Annotated in this window: 19 protein-coding genes, 1 tRNA gene and 1 riboswitch; of the genes, 16 read left to right on the top strand and 4 right to left on the bottom strand. The window is 70.6% G+C overall.

The window, feature by feature from the left end; genetic code table 11:
• Positions 1-11 precede the first annotated feature (11 nt).
• From OO68_RS28565 to OO68_RS28510, 12 genes are all read left to right on the top strand, one after another.
• A complete protein-coding gene (locus tag OO68_RS28565; protein ID WP_280922545.1) occupies positions 12-1,508 on the top strand; it encodes a serine/threonine-protein kinase in 1,497 nt (498 codons plus the stop codon).
• Between the two features lie 142 nt (positions 1,509-1,650).
• The gene (locus OO68_RS28560) at positions 1,651-2,298 is read left to right on the top strand and encodes a SurA N-terminal domain-containing protein (RefSeq protein ID WP_033312051.1); all 648 of its coding nucleotides are present in this window, start codon (positions 1,651-1,653) and stop codon (positions 2,296-2,298) included.
• Positions 2,299-2,383: 85 nt separating this feature from the next.
• Positions 2,384-3,403, top strand: coding sequence for a nucleoside triphosphate pyrophosphohydrolase (locus OO68_RS28555; RefSeq protein ID WP_033312050.1), 1,020 nt, complete (start codon positions 2,384-2,386; stop codon positions 3,401-3,403).
• A gap of 122 nt (positions 3,404-3,525) precedes the next feature.
• Positions 3,526-4,824: a cytochrome P450 family protein gene (locus OO68_RS28550; RefSeq protein WP_033312049.1), complete on the top strand. Its 1,299-nt coding sequence runs from the start codon at positions 3,526-3,528 to the stop codon at positions 4,822-4,824.
• A gap of 121 nt (positions 4,825-4,945) precedes the next feature.
• Positions 4,946-5,899, top strand: a complete 954-nt coding sequence (locus OO68_RS28545) for a LysM peptidoglycan-binding domain-containing protein (RefSeq protein WP_033312048.1) — start codon at positions 4,946-4,948, stop codon at positions 5,897-5,899.
• Positions 5,900-6,128: 229 nt separating this feature from the next.
• Positions 6,129-6,295: riboswitch (cyclic di-AMP (ydaO/yuaA leader) on the top strand.
• A 4-nt stretch (positions 6,296-6,299) separates the two neighbouring features.
• On the top strand, positions 6,300-6,992 hold the full coding sequence (locus tag OO68_RS28540) for a LysM peptidoglycan-binding domain-containing protein (protein WP_033312047.1): 693 nt from the start codon (positions 6,300-6,302) through the stop codon (positions 6,990-6,992).
• 273 nt (positions 6,993-7,265) lie between these two features.
• The gene (gene eno, locus OO68_RS28535) at positions 7,266-8,546 is read left to right on the top strand and encodes a phosphopyruvate hydratase (RefSeq protein WP_106974449.1); all 1,281 of its coding nucleotides are present in this window, start codon (positions 7,266-7,268) and stop codon (positions 8,544-8,546) included.
• A 104-nt stretch (positions 8,547-8,650) separates the two neighbouring features.
• Positions 8,651-9,127, top strand: a complete 477-nt coding sequence (locus tag OO68_RS28530) for an FtsB family cell division protein (protein WP_033312045.1) — start codon at positions 8,651-8,653, stop codon at positions 9,125-9,127.
• 47 nt (positions 9,128-9,174) lie between these two features.
• Positions 9,175-9,705, top strand: coding sequence for a DUF501 domain-containing protein (locus OO68_RS28525; protein WP_033312044.1), 531 nt, complete (start codon positions 9,175-9,177; stop codon positions 9,703-9,705).
• A complete protein-coding gene (locus OO68_RS28520) occupies positions 9,702-10,643 on the top strand; it encodes a Ppx/GppA phosphatase family protein (RefSeq protein WP_033312043.1) in 942 nt (313 codons plus the stop codon). The genes OO68_RS28525 and OO68_RS28520 overlap by 4 nt, the downstream gene beginning before the upstream one ends.
• A 420-nt stretch (positions 10,644-11,063) precedes the next feature.
• On the top strand, positions 11,064-12,452 hold the full coding sequence (locus OO68_RS28515; protein WP_078625500.1) for an NAD(P)/FAD-dependent oxidoreductase: 1,389 nt from the start codon (positions 11,064-11,066) through the stop codon (positions 12,450-12,452).
• Positions 12,453-12,618: 166 nt separating this feature from the next.
• Entirely contained in the window at positions 12,619-13,926 is a 1,308-nt protein-coding gene (locus OO68_RS28510) for a class I SAM-dependent methyltransferase (RefSeq protein ID WP_033312041.1), read from the top strand.
• 101 nt (positions 13,927-14,027) lie between these two features.
• On the opposite strand, the gene OO68_RS28505 is transcribed toward OO68_RS28510, so the two are convergent.
• Both OO68_RS28505 and OO68_RS28500 read right to left on the bottom strand, forming a co-directional pair.
• On the bottom strand, positions 14,028-16,562 hold the full coding sequence (locus tag OO68_RS28505) for an ABC transporter permease (RefSeq protein WP_033312040.1): 2,535 nt from the start codon (positions 16,560-16,562) through the stop codon (positions 14,028-14,030).
• A 38-nt stretch (positions 16,563-16,600) separates the two neighbouring features.
• The gene (locus OO68_RS28500; protein ID WP_033312039.1) at positions 16,601-17,371 is read right to left on the bottom strand and encodes an ABC transporter ATP-binding protein; all 771 of its coding nucleotides are present in this window, start codon (positions 17,369-17,371) and stop codon (positions 16,601-16,603) included.
• Between the two features lie 416 nt (positions 17,372-17,787).
• On the opposite strand from OO68_RS28500, the gene OO68_RS28495 reads away from it, so the two are divergent.
• The 3 genes from OO68_RS28495 (at position 17,788) to OO68_RS28485 (ending at position 20,267) form a co-directional block, all read left to right on the top strand.
• Positions 17,788-17,871, top strand: a tRNA-Leu gene (locus OO68_RS28495).
• Positions 17,872-18,024: 153 nt separating this feature from the next.
• Complete coding sequence (locus tag OO68_RS28490; RefSeq protein WP_033312038.1) at positions 18,025-19,200, top strand: 4-hydroxybenzoate 3-monooxygenase; 1,176 nt, start codon at positions 18,025-18,027, stop codon at positions 19,198-19,200.
• Between the two features lie 158 nt (positions 19,201-19,358).
• Entirely contained in the window at positions 19,359-20,267 is a 909-nt protein-coding gene (locus tag OO68_RS28485; RefSeq protein ID WP_033312037.1) for a Bax inhibitor-1/YccA family protein, read from the top strand.
• Between the two features lie 83 nt (positions 20,268-20,350).
• Here OO68_RS28485 and OO68_RS28480 read toward each other — a convergent pair whose 3' ends face one another.
• The gene (locus OO68_RS28480) at positions 20,351-20,581 is read right to left on the bottom strand and encodes a DUF4287 domain-containing protein (RefSeq protein WP_033312036.1); all 231 of its coding nucleotides are present in this window, start codon (positions 20,579-20,581) and stop codon (positions 20,351-20,353) included.
• A gap of 101 nt (positions 20,582-20,682) precedes the next feature.
• On the opposite strand from OO68_RS28480, the gene OO68_RS28475 reads away from it, so the two are divergent.
• On the top strand, positions 20,683-20,988 hold the full coding sequence (locus OO68_RS28475) for a hypothetical protein (RefSeq protein WP_078625510.1): 306 nt from the start codon (positions 20,683-20,685) through the stop codon (positions 20,986-20,988).
• Positions 20,989-21,071: 83 nt separating this feature from the next.
• On the opposite strand, the gene OO68_RS28470 is transcribed toward OO68_RS28475, so the two are convergent.
• Positions 21,072-21,854: a hypothetical protein gene (locus OO68_RS28470; protein WP_033312035.1), complete on the bottom strand. Its 783-nt coding sequence runs from the start codon at positions 21,852-21,854 to the stop codon at positions 21,072-21,074.
• Between the last annotated feature and the right edge of the window lie 60 nt (positions 21,855-21,914).

Below are 21,914 nucleotides of genomic sequence, written 5' to 3'. Positions count from 1 at the left end.
GCCGCTACGAACTGTCCACCGTCCTCGGGCAGGGCGGCATGGGCCAGGTGTGGACGGCGTACGACCAGCGGCTCGACCGGCGCGTGGCGGTGAAGCTGCTGCGCCCCGACAAGGTGGCCGGACAGGACGCGGAGGAGCTGCGCCGCCGTTTCGTGCGCGAGTGCCGGGTGACCGCGCAGGTCGACCACCCCGGCCTGGTCACCGTGCACGACGCGGGCAGCGAGGGCGAGGAGCTGTTCCTCGTCATGCAGTACATCGACGGGGCCGACCTCGCCGGCCACCTCGCCGAGCACACCCCGTACCCCTGGCAGTGGGCGGTCGCGGTCGCCGCGCAGTTGTGCGCCGTGCTGAGCGCCGTGCACGCCGTGCCGATCGTCCACCGCGACCTCAAGCCGCGCAACGTGATGGTGAAGCAGGACGGCACGGTCACCGTCCTCGACCTCGGCGTGGCCTCCGTCATGGACGCGGACACGACCCGCCTCACCCACACCGGCACCCCCATCGGCTCGCCCGCCTACATGGCCCCGGAGCAGGCCATGGGAGGCGCGGTCGGCCCCTACACCGACCTGTACGCGCTCGGCGTGGTCCTGCACGAACTGCTCAGCGGCGACGTGCCCTTCTCGGGCTCCACGGCCCTCGGCGTCCTGCACCGGCACCTGTACGAGCCCCCGCTGCCCGTACGCCGGATCCGGCCCGAAGTCCCCGAGGCCCTGGAGGCCCTCGTCCTGCGCCTCCTCGCCAAGGACCCGCAGCACCGGCCCGCCTCCGCGCAGGAGGTCTACGAGCACCTGGAACCGCTCCTGCCCGCGCGCGGGACGCCCACCGGAGCGGCCCTGGATCCCACCCGCCCGTTCCTGCGCCCGCACGCCCCCTGGCCGGATCGTGCGCGCACCCCCGCTCCCCAGCCCACTCCGGCGACACCCGTCACCGAGGCGCCGGGGCAGACGGACATCGCCCGCGCCGTCGACGAGGTCAAACGGCTCCTCGGCGAGGGCCGCGTCACCCAGGCCGTCGACATCCTCGGGGCGATCCTGCCCGCCGCGGCCGAACAGCACGGCGCGCACTCCCCGGTCGTCCGCACCCTGCGCAAGCAGTACGCGGCCACGCTCCTGGACGACGGCCAGTACCGGCGCGCCCTGCCCGAGCTGCGCCGCCTCGCCGACGAACGCGCCGCCGAGGCGGGTCAGGCCGACCCGCAGGCCCTGCGCCACCGCTACGAGGCCGCCCAGTGCCTCGAACAGCTGGGCGAACCGGCCGCGGCGCTCGCCGAGTACCGGGCCGTGCTGCCCTACTACGAGAACCAGTACGTCGCCGCCGGCGGCCCGGAGCTCGCGCACGACGTCCGCCGCCGTATCGGGCACCTCCTGCTCGCCCTCGGCGACCGCGGCGCCGCCCACGACACCCTGGCCCGGCTGCTGCACGACGTCGAACGCACCCACGGTCACGGCCACCCGCTGGGGGCGGAGATCCGCAGGACGCTCCAGTGGCTGGGGCAGGTCCGGGGCTGAGGGCCGGTCCGGGGGCGGCGCGGCGGTGCCGGAACTCCCGGTGAATCGTTGGTCGAATGGGTTGGCCAGAGCTTGCCCACTGCCTACCATCGATCACCGCAAGACCTTGTGCACCGTCGCACAATCTCCTCGGGAGGTCTCCTTGCACCGCCGCCGTCGCACCGCGCTCGTCCTCACCGCCGCGATCGCCGCCGCGGCGCCCCTGCTCACCGCCTGCGGGAACGACGCGCATCCCGGCGCGGCAGCCGTGGTGGGCGGCCAGCGCATCACCGTCTCCCAGCTCGACGAGCGGGTCGGCGAGGTACGCGCTGCCCAGCGGGCGGCCGTGCAGGACGAGGCCCAGTACCAGCAGGCCATCGCCAGAACGGGCACCCTCACGCGCGACACCCTGCAGACCATGGTCCTGGACCGGGTGCTGCACCGCGCCGCCGAGGACGCCGGTGTGAACGTCTCCCGCAAGGAGATCCAGGCGATGCGGTCCGGCCTGGAGCAGCAGGCCGGTGGCGCCAAGGCGCTGGAGAGGACCTGGCTCCAGCAGTACGGCATCCCTCCGCAGCGGCTCGACGAGAACCTCCGCCTCCAGCTGGAGGCCCAGAAGCTGGCCGAAAGGCTCGGCACGGACACCGGCCGCCCCGAGTTCTGGAAGGCCCTCTCCGAGGCCTCCAAGGACCTGAACATCGACCTCAACCCCCGCTACGGCACCTGGGACGTCCAGAAGAGCAGCCGCGCGGACGCCAAGACGCCGTGGGTGCGGGACGTCACGACGGCACAGACCCAGCAGGGCATGTAGAACCCGCCGGGTCCGGGCCCCTCCGGGCCCGTGGACCCTGTGGATAACTTCGGGCGCTGTCGGCGACGTGGGATAGCTTCGAAACGTGAACGCCAACAGCCCCGAAGCCGCCCCGGGCCCCGAGCGGACCGCTCCCGCCGCGGCCGCCGCCCCCGGCCGCATCGTCCTGCTCACCACCAGCCACCGCGTCGCCCCCGGTCTGCTCTCCTGGCCCGCCTGGCAGGCACTGCACGCGGCGGACCGGGTGCTGTGCGCGGACGGCGCCCACCCGCAGTTGCCGTACCTGCGCGAGGCGGGGATCACCGTCGCGGAGGCGTCCCCGACCGCGCAGGAACTGGTCGACTCCTGCGCCGGCGGACACACGGTGGTCGTGGTGGCGACGGGCGAGGGCGAACCGGCCCTGACGGACGGCCTGGCCCGCCTCGCCGGCACCGGTCGTATCGCCATGCCCGAGCTGGAGCTGCTGCCCGCCTCCTACGACCTCCCGGGCGCCCGGCTCCTCGACCTCGTCCAGGTCATGGACCGCATCCGCGCCGAATGCCCCTGGTCCTCCCGGCAGACGCACGAGGGCCTGGCCAAGTACGGCATCGAGGAGGCGTACGAACTCGTCGAGGCGATCGAGGAGGGCGACCGCGACGAACTGCGCGAGGAGCTCGGCGACGTCCTGCTCCAGGTCGTCTTCCACGCCCGCATCGCCGAGGAGGGCCGCCCGGAGGACGGCGAGGAGCCCTTCTCCATCGACGACGTGGCCGGTGGCATCGTCGCCAAGCTGATCCACCGCCACCCGCACGTCTTCGGTGACGCGACGGCCACGACCCCCGAGGAGGTCAAGGAGCACTGGCTGCGCACCAAGGCGGTCGAGAAGCAGCGCACCTCGGTCACCGAGGGCATACCCCTCGGCCAGCCCGGCCTGGCCCTCGCCGCCAAACTGGCCTCCCGCACCCGCACGGCGAACCTGGACGTACCGCTCCCGCCCGTCGAGGGCATCGGCTACGACATCCTGGCCCTGGCGGTCCGCGCCGAGTCGGAGGGCGTCGACCCGGAGGCGGCCCTGAGAGCGGCGGCCCGCGCGTACCGGGACGCGATCAGGGAGGCCGAGGGCTGAGGAGCCCGGCGACGAGGGCGGGGGCTTCCGGACGCCGGAACCAGGGCCGGAACAGCGCCGTGGGAGCCGGCCCAGCCATGACGGAGGCAGGAGCGCTCCCGCAAGCCGGATACGGTCGAGGCGTGACCGACCAGCCCCAGCCCAGCACACCCGCGACCGCTCCCGACCTGTTCACCTGGGAGTTCGCGAGCGATCCCTACCCCGCCTACGCCTGGCTCCGTGAGCACAGCCCCGTCCACAAGACGCGGCTCCCCAGCGGTGTGGAGGCCTGGCTGGTCACGCGGTACGCCGACGCCAGGCAGACGCTCGCCGACAGCCGGCTCTCGAAGAACCCCGCGCATCACGACGAACCTGCGCACGCCAAGGGCAAGACCGGCATCCCCGGAGAGCGCAAGGCCGAGCTGATGACGCATCTGCTCAACATCGACCCGCCGGACCACACCCGGCTCCGCCGGCTGGTGTCCAAGGCGTTCACCCCGCGCCGGGTCGCCGAGTTCGCGCCACGGGTGCAGGAGCTCACCGACACCCTCATCGACGGGTTCGCGCGGAAGGGATCCGCCGACCTCATCCACGAGTTCGCCTTCCCGCTCCCCATCTACGCCATCTGCGACCTGCTCGGCGTCCCGCGCGAGGACCAGGACGACTTCCGCGACTGGGCGGGCATGATGATCCGCCACCAGGGCGGGCCGCGCGGCGGCGTGGCGCGGTCCGTGAAGAAGATGCGCGGCTACCTCGCCGACCTCATCCACCGCAAGCGCGAGGCGCTGCCCGCCGAGCCCGCCCCCGGCGAGGACCTCATCTCCGGCCTCATCCGCGCCTCCGACCACGGCGAGCACCTCACGGAGAACGAGGCGGCGGCCATGGCCTTCATCCTGCTGTTCGCCGGTTTCGAGACGACCGTGAACCTGATCGGCAACGGCACCTACGCCCTGCTCACCCACGCCGGGCAGCGCGCCCGGCTCCAGGCGTCCCTCGCCGCGGGGGAGACCGGCCTGCTGGAGACCGGCGTCGAGGAACTCCTCCGCTACGACGGCCCCGTCGAACTCGCCACCTGGCGCTTCGCCACGCAGCCCCTCACCCTCGGCGGGCAGCGCATCGAGGCGGGCGACCCCGTCCTCGTGGTCCTGGCCGCCGCGGACCGCGACCCGGAGCGGTTCGCCGATCCGGACGCGCTGGACCTCTCCCGCCGCGACAACCAGCACCTCGGGTACGGCCACGGCATCCACTACTGCCTCGGAGCCCCGCTCGCCCGGCTGGAGGGCCAGACCGCGCTCGCCACGCTCCTGACCCGCCTCCCGGACCTCCGGCTCGCGGCGAATCCGGCCGAGCTCAGATGGCGTGGCGGCCTCATCATGCGAGGGCTGCGCACCCTGCCGGTGGAGTTCGCGCCCGCCGAACGTGACGAAACATCAGACTTGTGATCTTCACGTGATCTGCGCGGCATGAACTTGTGACAAGTGATCGACTGCCGATACGTTCACCCATCAACGCGGCGGGGAATCGCACCGCCTCGGTCACTGCTGTCTCGCGAAAGGTCTCCGTATGCTCTCCGGGAACGGTCGGCACCGCCGCCCCCGCCAGGCTCCGGCTCTCCTCGTGGCGGCCGGGGTGACCGGTTCCGCCATCGCTATCCCGCTCCTCGGGGCCTCCGGTGCCAGCGCGGCCGACGGCACGACCTGGGACCGGGTCGCGGACTGCGAGACCGGCGGCGCCTGGAGCCAGAACAGCGGCAACGGCTACTACGGCGGCCTCCAGTTGTCCCAGGACGACTGGGAGAAGCACGGCGGCCTCGACTATGCCGCGAGCGCCGATCTGGCCAGCCGCTCCCAGCAGATAGCCGTGGCCGAGAGAATCCTCGCCGACCAGGGGGTCGGCGCATGGCGTACCTGCGGACTGCTCTCGGGGCTCCAGCAGGACACGGGGTCGGAATCACCCGACTCGTCCGACTCAGCCGGCGAGGTGGACTCGCCCGGATTGCTCGATTCGCTGGGGTCGTCCCCTTCTGAAAGTCCCTCGTCGTCTCCGTCGCCTGACGCGTCGTCGTCTTCGAAGGACGAAACCGCCAAGACCGACACGTCACGCGAAACCGACGGCTCGTCGCGGAATGGGCAGCCGGGCGGCTCCCCGTCGGCCACTCCCGAGGGTGGCGCGTCCGGCAACTCGCGGCAGGGCGACGACTCCTCGGCGTCGGCCGAGACCGGCTCCGGCCGCCATCGCGGTCCCAGTGCGGACGAAACCCGCGCGCCCGGGAGCGACGGTGCGGAGAAGTCCACGGGCCGTCACTCCGCGCCCGCCGACGAGAGTTCCGGCGACGCGTCCGAGGGTGCCTACATCGTGGGCGTCGGCGACAGCCTCTGGTCCATCGCCGACGCCCTTCGTGTCGACGGCGGATGGCATGCGCTCTACGAGGGCAACGAGAAGGCGGTCGGCGCCGACCCCGACCTCATCCACCCCGGTCAGGCGCTCGCGGTCGAGGGCGAAGCGGACGAGAAGTAGCTGTTCGGGCACTGCGGAAACGGTGGTCGAAGTCCCCCCTAAACCGGGTGAGTTCACGTCACGTTTTCATGCTTAATGTCCTGTATAAGGCCAGTGAGAGATAGATCTCAGAAGCCTTGATCGTCTTTGAAATTCCGTGGGCCGCGTGTCTACGGTCGTGACCGCTCGTCACCGCGAGCCCCGGCTGCCGCAACGCCGAATCCTGCCAGCGGCCGCACGGGAACAGTCGTCGCGTCAAGCGCCGTAGGCAGGAGCGGGGGACCCAAGGTAGGTGCCCGACCGGCCGGTTGTGCCGGAAGGGCTTGGGGTGAAGCCGCGTCCCGGGAGGGGCGCGGCCGGGCAACTCAACCGGCCCGAACCCGACAGCTCACCTCGCAGGCGTCGGTGAGGGGATCTCTCCATGCTGTTTTCCAGCAAGGGCAAGCACCGTCGTCCGTCCAAGGCCACCCGCGTCGTCGCGCTCGCCGGCGTCACCGGTGCCGCCGTCGCCGCCCCGCTGATGGCGGCCGGCAACGCCTCCGCCGCCACCGCCTCCGAGTGGGACGCGGTCGCCCAGTGCGAGTCCGGCGGCAACTGGTCCATCAACACCGGCAACGGCTACTACGGCGGTCTGCAGTTCTCCGCCTCCACCTGGGCCGGCTACGGCGGCACCAAGTACGCCTCCACCGCCGACCAGGCCACCAAGGCCCAGCAGATCGAGATCGCCGAGAAGGTCCTCGCGGGCCAGGGCAAGGGCGCCTGGCCGGTCTGCGGCAAGGGCCTGTCGAGCGCCGGCTACACCGGTGGCGGTTCCAGCGACTCCGGCAGCTCCTCGCAGAGCCAGAGCCAGCAGAGCACCGAGACCCGCGAGACCCAGCAGCCGGCCTCCCGCTCCGACGAGCGCCCGGCGGCCAAGAAGACCGTGACCACCCCGACCGGCAAGAAGGTCAAGAAGGGTGACGGCGAGTACAAGGTCGCCAAGGGCGACACTCTGTCCTCGATCGCGGCCGAGGAGAAGGTCAAGGGCGGCTGGGAGAAGCTGTACCAGCTGAACAAGGACATCATCGACGATGCCAACCTCATCTACCCGGGCCAGCAGCTGCACCTGAAGTAAGCAGCGGCCCACCCGGGCCCGCCCAGGGCCCACCGGCTCCCCGCTCCGGCGCGTCATCCCCCGTACGCGCCGGAGCGGGGTTTTTTTGCCGGACTTCGCGAACCGGCTTTGTTCCGTTCGGAAACAATTTACTCTCGGTTCTGTCCATGGGGTGGGCGACCCGGTGGCCGATCGCCCGGAGCCGGTTAGGCTCATGTCGCGAGCCACCGAGGCTCCGCACCTCGCCGGGCCCACGCGGCCCGCGTACCCGCGTCACATAAGAAGGAGATGCTCGTGCCGTCCATCGACGTCGTCGTAGCCCGGGAAATCCTGGACTCCCGAGGCAACCCCACGGTCGAGGTCGAGGTCGGCCTCGACGACGGCAGCACCGGTCGTGCCGCCGTCCCGTCCGGCGCCTCCACGGGCGCCTTCGAGGCCATCGAGCTCCGCGACGGCGACTCGAACCGCTACCTCGGCAAGGGTGTCGAGAAGGCCGTCCTCGCGGTCATCGAGCAGATCGGCCCGGAGCTGGTCGGCTACGACGCCACTGAGCAGCGCCTGATCGACCAGGCCATGTTCGACCTGGACGCCACCGACAACAAGGGCTCCCTCGGCGCCAACGCCATCCTCGGCGTCTCCCTCGCCGTCGCCCACGCCGCCTCCGAGGCCAGCGACCTGCCGCTGTTCCGCTACCTGGGCGGCCCCAACGCGCACCTGCTGCCGGTGCCGATGATGAACATCCTGAACGGCGGCTCGCACGCCGACTCCAACGTGGACATCCAGGAGTTCATGATCGCCCCGATCGGCGCGGAGTCCTTCTCCGAGGCCCTGCGCTGGGGCGCCGAGGTCTACCACACGCTGAAGAAGGTCCTGAAGAGCAAGGGCCTGGCCACCGGCCTCGGCGACGAGGGCGGCTTCGCCCCGAACCTCGGCTCCAACCGCGAGGCCCTCGACCTCATCCTGGAAGCGATCAAGGAAGCCGGTTACACCCCCGGCGAGCAGATCGCCCTGGCGCTCGACGTCGCCGCCTCCGAGTTCTACAAGGACGGCGTCTACACCTTCGAGGGCAAGGAGCGCTCGGCGGCCGAGATGACCGAGTACTACGCGGAGCTCGTCGACGCGTACCCGCTGGTCTCCATCGAGGACCCGCTGTTCGAGGACGACTGGGAGGGCTGGAAGACCATCACCGCCAAGCTCGGTGACAAGGTCCAGCTCGTCGGTGACGACCTGTTCGTCACCAACCCCGAGCGCCTGGCCCGCGGCATCGAGGAGGGCGCGGCCAACGCCCTGCTGGTGAAGGTGAACCAGATCGGCTCGCTCACCGAGACCCTGGACGCCGTCGAACTGGCCCAGCGCAACGGCTTCAAGTGCATGATGTCCCACCGCTCCGGCGAGACCGAGGACGTCACCATCGCCGACCTGGCCGTCGCCACCAACTGCGGCCAGATCAAGACCGGCGCCCCGGCCCGCTCCGAGCGCGTCGCCAAGTACAACCAGCTGCTGCGCATCGAGGAGATCCTCGACGACGCCGCGGTGTACGCCGGCCGCTCGGCCTTCCCGCGCTTCAAGGGCTGACCCCGGCCACAAGAGGCAGCGTCGTACGTACGTCCCCGTACCCGGTCCCGTACCGTGTCCGGGGACGTACGCGCGTATGACGGTGGAGCGGGAGGCGGACTGACATGGCCGTGAAGGACCGGGACCGGTTCTCCACCGCGACCAGGATCCGGTTGCTCGGCGAGCAGACCGCGGCCCGGGTCTACCGCTCCCAGACCAAACGCCAGGCCCGCCGCTCGCGGCTGACCGGCCGGGCCGCGCTGCTCGCCCTGGTGATGTGCTCGCTGATCGTGGCCCTGGCCTACCCGATGCGGGAGTACGTCTCGCAGCGTGCGGAGATCGACGACCTCCAGCGCGAACAGCGGCAGGCCCGTGAGCGCGTCGAACGGCTGCGCGACCTGAAGGCGCGCTGGCAGGACGACGCGTACGCCGAGCAGCAGATCCGGAAGCGGTTGCACTACGTCATGCCGGGGGAGACGGGATTCATCGTCATCGACCCGCACGCGGCGAAGCAGTCGCGCACCGACCTGGGGGCGGCGGACCGCCCTTGGTACTCCAACGTCTGGGACGGCGTCGACAAGTCCGACGCCTCCGGCCAGTGACCTGGCCTCCCAGCCTGCGATCAGAGAAAGACAGCCTGAAGACAGTCATGGAAACGCCCCCGCCGACCACCCCGCGCACCGAACCCACCGATGCGGACGTCGAGGCCTTCAAGCAGCAGCTCGGCCGGCCCCCGCGCGGTCTGCGCGCGATCGCCCACCGCTGCCCGTGCGGACAGCCGGACGTCGTCGAGACGGCCCCGCGGCTGCCGGACGGGACGCCGTTCCCCACGCTGTACTACCTGACGTGCCCGCGCGCCGCCTCGGCGATCGGCACGCTGGAGGCCAACGGCGTGATGAAGGAGATGACCGAGCGGCTGGCCTCGGACCCGGAGCTGGCGGCGGCGTACCGGGCCGCGCACGAGGACTACATCCGGCGGCGCGACGAGATCGAGGAGCTGAAGAACTTCCCGAGCGCGGGCGGCATGCCGGACCGGGTGAAGTGCCTGCACGTGCTGGTGGGCCACTCGCTGGCCGCGGGCCCCGGGGTGAACCCGCTCGGCGACGAGGCGATCACGATGCTGCCCGAGTGGTGGCGCAAGGGCCCGTGTGTGACGCCCGTCGAGGAGGAGGCCCAGTGACCCGTGTCGCCGCCGTGGACTGCGGTACGAACTCCATCCGCCTCCTGGTCGCCGACGCCGACCCGGCCACCGGCGAGCTGGTGGACCTGGACCGCCGGATGACGATCGTGCGGCTCGGGCAGGGCGTCGACCGCACCGGCCGGCTCGCCCCCGAGGCACTCCAGCGGACCTTCGCGGCCTGCCGCGAGTACGCCGGGATCATCAAGGAGCACGGGGCTGAGCGGCTTCGGTTCGTGGCGACCTCCGCCTCCCGGGACGCCGAGAACCGGGACGAGTTCGTGCGCGGCGTGCTGGACATCCTCGGTGTCGAGCCGGAGGTGATCACCGGGGACCAGGAGGCCGCGTTCTCCTTCACCGGCGCCACCAAGGAGCTCGCCGGGGGCGACCACCTCCCCAAGCCCTACCTGGTGGTGGACATCGGCGGCGGCTCGACCGAGTTCGTCGTGGGCGACGACCGGGTCCGCGCGGCCCGCTCGGTGGACATCGGCTGTGTCCGCCTGACCGAGCGGCACCTGGTCCGGGACGGTGAGGTGAGCGACCCGCCGACCGAGGAGCAGATCGCGGCGATGCGGGCCGACATCGAGGCCGCCCTCGACCTCGCCGAGCAGACGGTCCCGCTGCGCGAGGCGCGCACGCTGGTCGGCCTGGCCGGTTCGGTGACGACCGTGTCGGCGATCGCCCAGGAGCTGCCCGAGTACGACTCGCAGGCCATCCACCACTCCCGCGTCTCCCACGACCGGGTCCGCGAGATCACCGGGTGGCTGCTGCGCTCCACCCACGCCGAGCGCGCGGCCGTGCCGTCCATGCATCCCGGCCGGGTCGACGTGATCGGGGCGGGTGCCCTCGTCCTCCTGTCGATCATGGAGCGGATCGGCGCCCAGGAGGTCGTCGTGAGCGAGCACGACATCCTCGACGGCATCGCGTGGTCGGTCGCGTAGCCCGCTTCTGAGCAGGCATGGATCACGAATGAGCGTCTCCCGGGGGGTCCGGACGCCCCCCGGGCGACAGCCCGTCGGAAAAGTTCGTGAAGTTCTTCACAAGGAATTCGGCCCTCCCGGGCGAAGAGAGGGGTCCCGTTGACCCGTCCGGGGGCTGAACAGGCCTTTGAACATGTTCAGAAGCATGGTATGGAGGTGTCCGGGAGGAGGCTCGAGGTGACACTCCGGAGGTCCTCACGGCGCCTCCTCGGGTACAGAGAGGCAGCTCACGCGCCATTGACAACCCTCGGCGGTGCATAAAGCGGCCCGGTTGTCACCATGACATGGATCACGCGGGCCGCGGAGGATAGCACACACCCCACCCAAGCTTGTGAAGGGGCGCACGAGCCACCCCCCTGAGTCGGGTGGATACTCGATGGCATGAGCACCACGGAGCGTCCCAGGATCCTCGTAGTAGGCGGTGGGTACGTAGGCCTGTACGCAGCTCGGCGCATCCAGAAGAAGATGCGCTACGGCGAGGCGACCGTCACGGTCGTCGACCCCCGGTCGTACATGACCTACCAGCCCTTCCTCCCCGAAGCCGCCGCCGGCAACATCTCCCCGCGCCACGTCGTCGTCCCGCTGCGACGCGTGCTGCCCAAGGCGGAGGTTCTCACCGGCCGGGTCACCACCATCGACCAGGACCGCAAGGTCGCCACAGTCTCCCCGCTGGTCGGCGAGGCCTACGAGCTGCCCTTCGACTACCTGGTGATCGCGCTCGGCGCGGTCTCCCGCACCTTCCCGATCCCCGGCCTCGCCGAACAGGGCATCGGCATGAAGGGCGTCGAGGAGGCCATCGGCCTGCGCAACCACGTCCTGGAGCAGCTGGACAAGGCCGACTCCACCACCGACGAGGAGATCCGCCGCAAGGCGCTCACCTTCGTCTTCGTGGGCGGCGGCTTCGCCGGTGCGGAGACCATCGGCGAGGTCGAGGACATGGCCCGCGACGCGGCGAAGTACTACAAGAACGTGTCCCGTGAGGACATGCGCTTCATCCTGGTCGACGCCGCCGACAAGATCCTCCCCGAGGTCGGCCCCAAGCTCGGCAAGTACGGCAAGGAGCACCTCGAAGGCCGCGGCGTCGAGGTCTACCTGTCCACCTCCATGGACTCCTGCGTCGACGGCCACGTCGTGCTGAAGAACGGCCTGGAGGTCGACTCCAGCACCATCGTCTGGACCGCCGGCGTCAAGCCGAACCCGGCCCTGGCCCGCTACGGCCTGCCGCTGGGCCCCCGCGGTCACGTCGACTGCGAGCCGACGCTCCAGGTCAAGGGCACCGACTACATCTGGGCCGCCGGCGACAACGCCCAGGTCCCGGACCTCGTCGGCCGCAAGGCGGGCAACGAGAACGCCTGGTGCCCGCCCAACGCCCAGCACGCGCTGCGCCAGGCCAAGGTCCTCGGAGACAACGTCGTGTCCGGCATGCGGGGCTTCCCGCAGAAGGACTACGCCCACGCCAACAAGGGCGCGGTGGCCGGTCTCGGCCTCCACAAGGGCGTCGCGATGATCGTCATGGGCAAGATGAAGATCAAGCTCAAGGGCCGTCTCGCCTGGTACATGCACCGTGGCTACCACGGTCTGGCGATGCCGACCTGGAACCGCAAGATCCGCGTCTTCGCCGACTGGACCCTGGCGATGTTCCTCAAGCGCGAGGTCGTCTCCCTCGGCGCGATGGAGACGCCGCGCGAGGAGTTCTACGAGGCCGCCAAGCCGGCCCCGGTCGCCGCCGCGCCGAAGGAGAAGACCGAGGAGAAGGCCAAGGCCTCCTGACCGGCCGGTCATCCGTCAGACGAAGGGCCTCCCGCCATCCGTGGTGCGGGAGGTCCTTCGGCTTGTTTTGCCCAGACATGACGCGTGCCGGGGACTGCGCCGAAGCCCCGCAGGTGTTTACGTGGTGTCCGACATTCCGGGATTACCTGTCACGGAGGTGTACACCATGGCAGACGCCGCGCCGCGGCTGCAGGGCCTCTTCACACAGTTGCTGGGAGCGCCGCTCCCGGTGGGCATCCGTGCCTGGGACGGTTCGCAGGCCGGTCCGCCGGGCGCGCCGACCCTGGTCGTACGCAACCGCCGCGCCCTGCGCCGCCTGCTGTGGAAACCGGGTGAACTGGGCCTGGCCCGCGCCTGGGTGGCGGGGGACCTCGACATCGAGGGCGACCTCTACACGACCCTCGATCTGCTGGCGGGCCTCATCTGGGAGCGCGGCGAGGACGCCCGTACCCTCGCCCAGGCGCTGCGCGACCCCGAGGTCCGCGCCGCCGTCCGCGGACTGGTCAAGCTCGCCGGTCTCCCGCTGCCGCCCACGCCGCCCCGCGAAGAGGCCCGCAGCCCCCGCCGCCACCTGCACACCAAGCACACCGACCGACGCGCCATCAGCCACCACTACGATGTCGGCAACGACTTCTACGAGATCGTCCTCGGTCCGTCCATGGTGTACTCCTGCGCCTACTGGCCCACCCCGGACAGCACCCTCGAACAGGCCCAGTGGGACAAGCTCGAACTCGTCTGCCGCAAGCTCGGTCTGAGACCCGGCCTGCGGCTGCTCGACGTCGGCTGCGGCTGGGGCTCCATGGCCATCCACGCCGCCCGGGAGCACGGCGTGAGCGTCGTCGGCGTCACGCTCTCCCAGGAGCAGGCCGCCTACGCCCGCAAGCGCGTCGCCGACGAGGGCCTCACCGACAAGGTCGAGATCCGCGTCCAGGACTACCGCGACGTCCGTGACGGACCCTACGACGCGGTCTCCTCCATCGGCATGGCCGAACACGTCGGCGCCGAGCGGTACCTGGAGTACGCCGACGACCTGTACAGCCTGCTCAAGCCCGGCGGACGGCTCCTGAACCACCAGATCGCCCGCCGCCCGCAGCGCGACGAGTCGACCTACAGCGTCGACGCGTTCATCGACTCCTACGTCTTCCCCGACGGCGAACTCCAGCCGATCGGCAGCACCGTGGCGCAGCTGGAGCGCGCCGGGTTCGAGGTGCGCGACGTCGAGGCCATCCGCGAGCACTACGCCCTCACCCTGCGCCGGTGGGTGTCCCGCCTGGAGGCCGACTGGCGGCGTGCCGTCCAGCTGGCCGGCCCCGGCCGCGCCCGCGTCTGGCGCCTGTACATGGCGGCCTCGGCCCTGGCCTTCGAACGCAACCGCATCGGCGTCAACCAGGTCCTGGCCGTCCGCACCCCGGACCCGGGGATCTCCGGGATGCCGTTGCGGGCCCGCACCTGGGGCGCGCCCGACCGGGACTGACCCGGGCACGACCGACCGGGACTGACCCGGGCACGACCGGAAGGGCCGGGCCCCCCGTGACGGGGGGGCCCGGCCCTTCGGCGTACCGCGGAGCGGCGAGGTCACTCTGCCTTGATGGCGTTCAGCATGTTCAGCCGCGCGGCGTTGCGGGCCGGCCACATCGCGGCCAGGACGCCGACCAGACCGGCCAGCACCAGGAAGATCCCGATCCGGTCCCAGGGCAGGACCAGCGCGTACCCCGGGATCTGGTCCGCGAAGGTCTCGCCGATCGCCCAGCCGAGGAACGCCCCGAGACCGATGCCGACCACCGCGCCGAACACCGAGATGACGACGGCCTCCAGCCGGACCATCCGCTTCACCCGGCGCCGGTCCAGGCCGATGGCGCGCAGCATGCCGATCTCCTGCTGCCGTTCGAAGACCGACATCGCGAGGGTGTTGACCACGCCCAGCACCGCGATGATCAGGGCCATCGCCAGCAGGCCGTACATGATGTTCAGCAGGGTGTTGATGGCGCCGCCGAACTCGTTGCGGATGTCCTGCCGGTCCATCACGGTGATCGCGGGGTTGTCGCCCAGCGCGTCGACGAGGACCTGCTCGTTCGCCGCGGACTGGCCGCCGTCGACCTTCACGAAGATCTGCTGGATGGACGGCTTCGTCTCGTGCCGGTCGACGATCTTGCGATCGATGAGGACGGGGGAGAGGAACTCGCTGTCCTTGTAGACGGCGCCGACCGTCAGCTCGGCCTTCTTGTCGTCGCCGAAGGTGACGGGGACGGTGTCGCCGGTCTTCCAGCCCCTGCTCTTCGCCGTCTTCTCGGCGACCGCGATCCGGCCCTCGGCGAGCGAGTCCGCGCTGCCGCTGACGACGTCGACGGCCAGGACCTTCTCGATGTCGCCGGGGGTGACCGCCGAGGCGGAGACGAAGTCGTCGCCGTCGACCTTGAAGTAGGAGCTCTGCTGCGGCGAGAGAGCGGAGACGCCCTTCGCCTTCTCCAGCGCGGTCAGGGCCGACCGGTCGAGGTCACCGCCGTTGGCCATCGAGACCATGTAGTCGGCCCTGATGTTGTCGGTGGTCATCTTGTCGATGGCCGTGCCGACCGTGATGCCGAGCACCGACAGGCCGGTCACGAGCGTCAGTCCGATGGCCAGCGCCGAGGCGGTGGCGCCGGTGCGGCGCGGGTTGCGGACCGCGTTCTGGCCGGCCAGCTTGCCGGCCACCCCGAAGGGGCCGACGAGCAGCGGGCGGACGAGCGCGATCACGGGCCGGGACAGCAGCGGAATCAGGATGATCACGCCGATCAGCGCGAGGAAGGCGCCCGCCCCGATGTACATGCGGCCGTCGTCGCCACCGGTCGAGGCACCCGCCACGATCCCCACGGCGCCGGCGGCGGTGACGACCGCGCCGATGGAGTTGCGCAGCACCAGCGACTTGGTGGTGGCCACCGCGTGGACGCTGTTCATGGCCGCCACCGGCGGGATCTTCGCGGCCCGGCGGCCGGGCAGCCAGGCGGCGAACGTCGTGATCAGCACGCCCACCGAGAGAGCCGCGATCACCGGCGTGGCGGACAGGATCAGCGGACCGTCCGGCATCTTCATGTCGAACGCGGCCATGCCGGAGCGCAGTGCGACGGCCAGGCCGATGCCGAGGACGAAACCGACGGCCGAGGCGACCAGACCCACCAGCGCGGCCTCGGCGAGCACCGAGCGGGTGATCTGCTTGCGGGACGCGCCGACGGCGCGCATCAGGGCGATCTCCTTGGTGCGCTGGGCGACCAGCATCGTGAACGTGTTGGAGATCAGGAAGATCCCGACGAAGAGCGCGATGCCCGCGAAGCCGAGCAGGACCTGCTTGAGGTTGCCCATGCCCTGCTCGATCTGCTCGGCCTGTTCGTCGGCGAGCGCCTTGCCGGTCCGGGCCTCGGCCGTCTCGGGCAGCAGTGGCTTGACGGCGTCCAGGATCCGCGCGTCGTCGGCGCCGGACGCGGCGGTGACGGTGACGCTCTCGAAGTACCCCGGCTTGAGGTACTGCTTCTGGGCGACGGCGGTGTCGAAGAGGACGAGGCTGCCGCCGGCGTTGACGGCGCCGTCCTCGGTGGTGAACACGCCGCTGAGGGTGTACTCCTTCACCGGCCCGTTGGTCGCGACGCGCACCCGGTCGCCGACCTTGTACTCGCCCTTGGCTGCGGACTCCTCGTCCAGGGCGATCTGGTCGTCCTTCACCGGGCCGGAGCCGTCGGTGAACGTGTAGGCGGCGTCCTTGCCGTCCTTGCCGGGGGCGAAGTTGGAGCCCTTGTTGGACCAGCCGACGCCGATCAGCTTCCCGTCGGGGTCGGCGACCCCGGCGAAGCCCTCGACACGGCCGTGCACCCCTGCGACGCCGTCCACCGCCGAGATCCTGTCGAGGACCTTGCCGGACAGGCCCGGCTCCTGCTCGGGGTCGTCCGGGTCGGCGTGCGAGGAGACGGCGACGGCGACGTCGTCGTAGCTCTTCGCCGACTGGTTGCGGAAGGCGTTGGAGAGGGTGTCGGCGAAGACCAGGGTGCCGGAGACGAATGCGACGCCGAGCATCACGGCGAGCACGGTCATCAGGAGCCGGGCCTTATGCGCGAGCACATTGCGCAAGGCGGTACGGAACATGGGTTCTTCTTCTCAGTCCTGTCGGTCCTGACGGGGGATCAGCTGGTGCGGCCCTTGGCGTCGAACGCCTTCATGCGGTCGAGCACGGAGTCGGCCGTCGGCCCGTGCATCTCGTCGACGATCCGGCCGTCCGCCAGGAAGATCACCCGGTCCGCGTAGGCCGCGGCCACCGGGTCGTGCGTCACCATCACCACCGTCTGGCCCAGTTCGCGCACGGAGTTGCGCAGGAAGCCCAGCACCTCGGCGCCGGAGCGCGAGTCGAGGTTTCCGGTGGGCTCGTCGCCGAAGATGATCTCGGGCCGGGAGGCCAGCGCCCGGGCCACGGCGACGCGCTGCTGCTGGCCGCCGGAGAGCTGGGACGGGCGGTGGCCGAGCCGGTCCGCCAGGCCGACCATCCGGATGACGGAGTCCAGCCACTGCTTGTCCGGCTTGCGCCCCGCGATGTCCATCGGAAGGGTGATGTTCTCCAGGGCCGTCAGGGTCGGCAGCAGGTTGAACGCCTGGAAGATGAAACCGATCTTGTCCCGGCGCAGCTTCGTCAGCTGCTTGTCCTTCAGGGAGCCGAGCTCGGTGTCGCCTATGCGCACCGACCCGGAGGAGAAGGAGTCGAGGCCGGCCACGCAGTGCATCAGCGTGGACTTGCCGGAGCCCGAGGGGCCCATGATCGCGGTGAACTCCGCCTGCCGGAAGTCCACGGAGACCCGGTCCAGGGCGACCACCTGGGTCTCACCCTGTCCGTAGATCTTCGACAGGTCCGTGGCGCGCGCGGCCGCGGTGGTGGCCCGGTCGGTGAGGGGTGCGGTGGTCACGGGATGGTTCTCCTGTCGGACGGCTGGAGTCGGGGAAGGACGTGTTCCATCGTCCGGGTCCCACGCCGCCGTGTAGTCACCCGTTGTTCCGGTTCCGAGGGCCGACTGCGGTCTGACCGCGCGGGGCAATGTCATACCTGGGGATGACGAACACCCCTGAGGGGCCCCGGTGTCGGGAACCGATGCGTCCGGGTGTCGAGAACAGGTGGAGTGCCCTCGTTCAGGCGGTGAAATTCCGTCATTCCGTATGCGCGGCCGACCGTCGCACGCAAGGCTATTGGCAAGTGCGGATGGCGTGTTCCGTGTGCTGATGCACCCTCAGACGTCAATAAAATAAGACAACATCGGTCCACGCTTCCGCTGTTCGGGGGACCCGTCCGGATAGTCTCGGAACCTCGATGCGGAGCCCACGGCCTGCCCGGATGGTGGAATGCAGACACGGCGAGCTTAAACCTCGCTGCCCCTTCGCGGGCGTGCCGGTTCAAGTCCGGCTCCGGGCACCTTCCGATCCCTGCGTGGTCCATTGAAGAGTTCACGGCGTGCCCGTTGACAGCGGTCGCATGCCGTCGGAGACTCACAGGCACATGGTGAAGGAAATTTCACCTGACGAACGCAGATCGATGAGAAGCAGATCGATGAGAAGGGGTCGCCCGATGCGTACCACCGTCGGCATCATCGGAGCGGGCCCGGCCGGCCTCCTCCTCGCCCGGCTGCTCCACAACGCCGGCATCGACTCCGTCGTCCTGGAGAGCCGCGACCGCGCCTACGTGGAGCGGCGGCAGCGGGCCGGAATCCTGGAGCAGGGCACGGCGGACGTGCTGCGCGCGGCCGGGGCCGGGGAGCGCATGGACCGCGAAGGGCTGCGCCACGACGGCATCGAGCTGCGCTTCGACCGCACGCGCCACCGCGTCGACTTCCCCGGGCTCACCGGCGGCCGGTCCGTGATGGTCTACGCCCAGACCGAGGTGTGCAAGGACCTCATCGCCCTCCAGCTCCGCGAGGGCGGGCCCCTGCTCTTCGAGGCGGAGGCGCTGGCCGTGGAGGACGCCGGCACCGACACCCCGCGCGTCCGCTTCCGGCACGAGGGCCGCGAGGACGTCCTGGAGTGCTCCTACGTCGTCGGCTGCGACGGCTTCTGGGGCGTGGCCCGCAAGGCGATCCCCGCCGGACTGACCCAGGTCTTCGAGCGGACGTACCCCTTCGGCTGGCTCGGCATCCTCGCCGACGTGCCGCCCTCGCACGACGAGCTCGTCTACGCCCGCCACGACCGCGGCTTCGCCCTGCTCTCCATGCGCTCGCCGGCCGTCTCCCGCCTCTACCTCCAGGTGCCCGAGGGCACCGACCCCGGGGCATGGGCCGACGAGGAGATCTGGGACGAGCTGGAGCGCCGGTTCGAAACCGCCGACGACTGGTACCTCCAGCGCGGCCCGATCACCCAGAAGTCGGTCACCCCCATGCGCTCCTTCGTCCACGAGCCCATGCGCCACGGCCGCCTCTTCCTCGCCGGCGACGCCGCGCACATCGTGCCGCCGACCGGCGCGAAGGGGCTGAACCTCGCCGCCGGCGACGTCGTCACCTTCGCCCGGGCCCTCGTCCACCGGCAGGAGACCGGATCACCCGAGCTGCTCGACGCCTACTCGCAGACCTGCCTGCGCCGCGTCTGGCAGGCCGAGCGGTTCTCCTACGACATGACGACCCTGCTGCACCGCGCACCCGGCGCGACGCCCTTCGAGGACCGGCTCCAGCTCGCCCGCCTGGAGCGGATCGCCTCCTCCCGCGCGGCCGAGACGGACCTGGCGGAGGCGTACACCGGCTTCCCCTTCGGATGAGCCGGTGAATGCCCCCCTCCGGTGAGGGGAATCACGAAGCCACGTAGCGTGTTGCGCAGCACGACGAGGGAAAGATCCTCCCCAAGCAGTAGGGTCATTCCTTTGCCTACCTATTACTCTTGAGCCAAGGCCACGCCTGGTGGCCATGGAGGAGTGAAATGAGGAGCAGAAACCCGGTCTTCTCGCGACGGGGGTTCAGCCGCGACAACGGCTACGCGGGCTTCAACACCGCGCCGCAGGCCGGGGGTCCCGCTGTCGCCACGCAGGGCAACCCGTACGCCCAGCCGACGGGCAACCCGTACGCGCAGAACCCGTACGCGCAGAACCCTTACGCCCAGCAGGACCTGCAGCACGGCGCGCCGCCGCAGGCACCGGCCACCACCGGCCGGATGACCATCGACGACGTCGTCCTGCGCACGGCGAGCACGCTCGGTGTGCTCATCGTCACCGCGGCGCTCTCCTGGGCGCTGCTGCCGGTCGACGACGCCAACATCAGCCGCAGCTACGGCATCGGTATCGGTGCCGCGCTGATCGGCATGGTCCTGGCGTTCGTGCAGTCCTTCAAGCGCAAGGCCTCGCCCGCGCTGATCCTGACGTACGCCGCGTTCGAGGGTGTCTTCCTCGGCGTCATCTCCAACATCGTCGACAACCGCATCGCCGACGGTGCGGCCATGCAGGCCGTGATCGGCACCATGGCGGTCTTCGCCGGCGTGCTGATCGCCTACAAGGCCGGCTGGATCCGCGTCAACCGCCGCTTCTACGGCTTCGTGATGGCGGCCGCGCTCGGCTTCATCCTGCTGATGACCGTGAACCTGCTGTTCGCGGTGTTCGGCGGCGGTGACGGCCTCGGCTTCCGCAGTGGTGCCCTCGGCGTCGTCTTCGGCGTCATCGGCATCATCCTCGGCGCCTGCTTCCTCGCCCTGGACTTCAAGCAGGTCGAGGACGGCGTCGCCTACGGCGCCCCGCGCGAGGAGGCCTGGCTCGCGGCCTTCGGCCTCACGCTGACGCTGGTGTGGATCTACCTGGAGTTCCTGAGGCTCCTCTCGATCCTCAACAGCAGCGACTAGTTTCTGCGGTCGTAGCGCGAAGGGCCCCGGCTCCGGCCGGGGCCCTTCGTCGTCCAGGCGTACGGGCCCGGAGCGGTGCGCGCCTAGAGCAGTTTGCGCGCGGCCCTCCTCAGGTCGTACTCGTGGATGATCGCCTTGGCGTGGCCGTACGCAAGGTTGTGTTCGTGCCGGAGCCAGCTGACTTTTTCCTCGAAGCGGAAGAGTGACGGGCCGTCCTCGACGGTCCGCAACCAGTCGGAGATCTCACGACCGGTGCAGTGCGGAATGCGGGCGAGCATGTTGCGATGGGTCTCTTCGGAGAAGACTTGGGACATCGGCGCCTCCGGACGCTGGGATGTAAGCCGGTCCTTCAGGTCACCGTGCCTGAGTGTTCGCCCGTTGGCAACAGTCCCGGTGCGACGCGTACGCTCGCGGCGTGGTTGATACGACGCCTCTGACCCGTGCGGTGGAACACTTCGCCGATCGTTTGAGGGCCGCGCCCCAGAGCCGGTTGCAGCGGGGAGCTGCCGCCGAGGCTCTGGAGCTGGCCAGGGAGCTGGCCCGGAGGGCGCAGGTCCTCGAGGGCGTTGAGCCCCGGGAGATGCCGGATGCGGGGATGTTTGCAGCGGCAGATCAGATCACCGTGGCCGGGCATGATCTGGCCGTTGTGATTCCCGGTGACGCCGACGTCGAGGAAGCGGTGACGTTGGTGGAGGAGGCGCAGAAGCGGGCGGGGGTCTGAACGACGTTTGCGGGTGCGGGTTTCGTGTGGTTGCTCGCGCCCGCGCGGCGGAGCCGCATATCGATACAGCCCCGCGCCCCTGACTACAGGGACGCGATCACTCGGTCCGCCAGGATGTAGACGTTCTCCTCGCCGCACTCGAACGTCAGGGTGTAGGCGCCGGAGATGCCGGAGCCGCCCAGGAGGACCGGGGTCTTGCCGGTGCGCAGAGCAGCGGCGAGGTGTTCGGCCGTCTCGCGGTGGCCCGGGGTCATGCACAGGGTCGTGCCGTCGGCGAACACGTAGACGTCCAGGGTGCCCAGCGGGCCGGGGCGGACGTCCGTCAGCTCGACGCGGGAGGAGGCCAGCTCCTCCAGGGTGGCGACGGTGCGCTCGTGGTCGTTGACGACCGGCGACTGCGTCGGCACGAAGTCCGGGTGGGAGGGGTGGCGGCGGCGGGCCGCGGCCAGCTCCGGGGACTCGGCGGCCGGCTCCTCGGCCTCAGCACCGGGCTCGGACACCGGCTCCAGACCCGCGAAATCCGCCTGACGGGGCAGGAACAGATCGACCTCGGGCAGGCCCAGCAGGGAGGGCGCGTCGGAGGCGTCACGGGCCTCCTGGGCGGCCCAGAACGCCCGCGCCTCGGCGAGCTCCCGCTCCCGCTCCTCGGCGAGCGCTGCCGCCACGGCGGCACGTATCTCATCGGTGTCGGCAGTGGTACGAGCGGCGGGCAGCAGCGCACGGGTGGTGGCGGCGCGGCTCTCGGCCAGCGCGGTGTGCAGGGCCGCGACCTGTCGGCGCAGCTGCAGGACGGTGCGCAGGACGGCGACGCCCACGGCGCCCGTGGCGGCCGTGGTGACCAGCAACGCGATCGGCATGGCGCTCACTGACGTACTCCCGGTTCAAAGTCGACCCCCGACTTCCTACATCAGCTTGAAGGGCGGACT

The organism is Streptomyces iakyrus (assembly GCF_000717055.1).
GTDB lineage: Bacteria > Actinomycetota > Actinomycetes > Streptomycetales > Streptomycetaceae > Streptomyces > Streptomyces iakyrus.
Note: the sequence above shows the minus strand (reverse complement) of the source record. Positions and strands in the feature narration are given on the sequence as shown.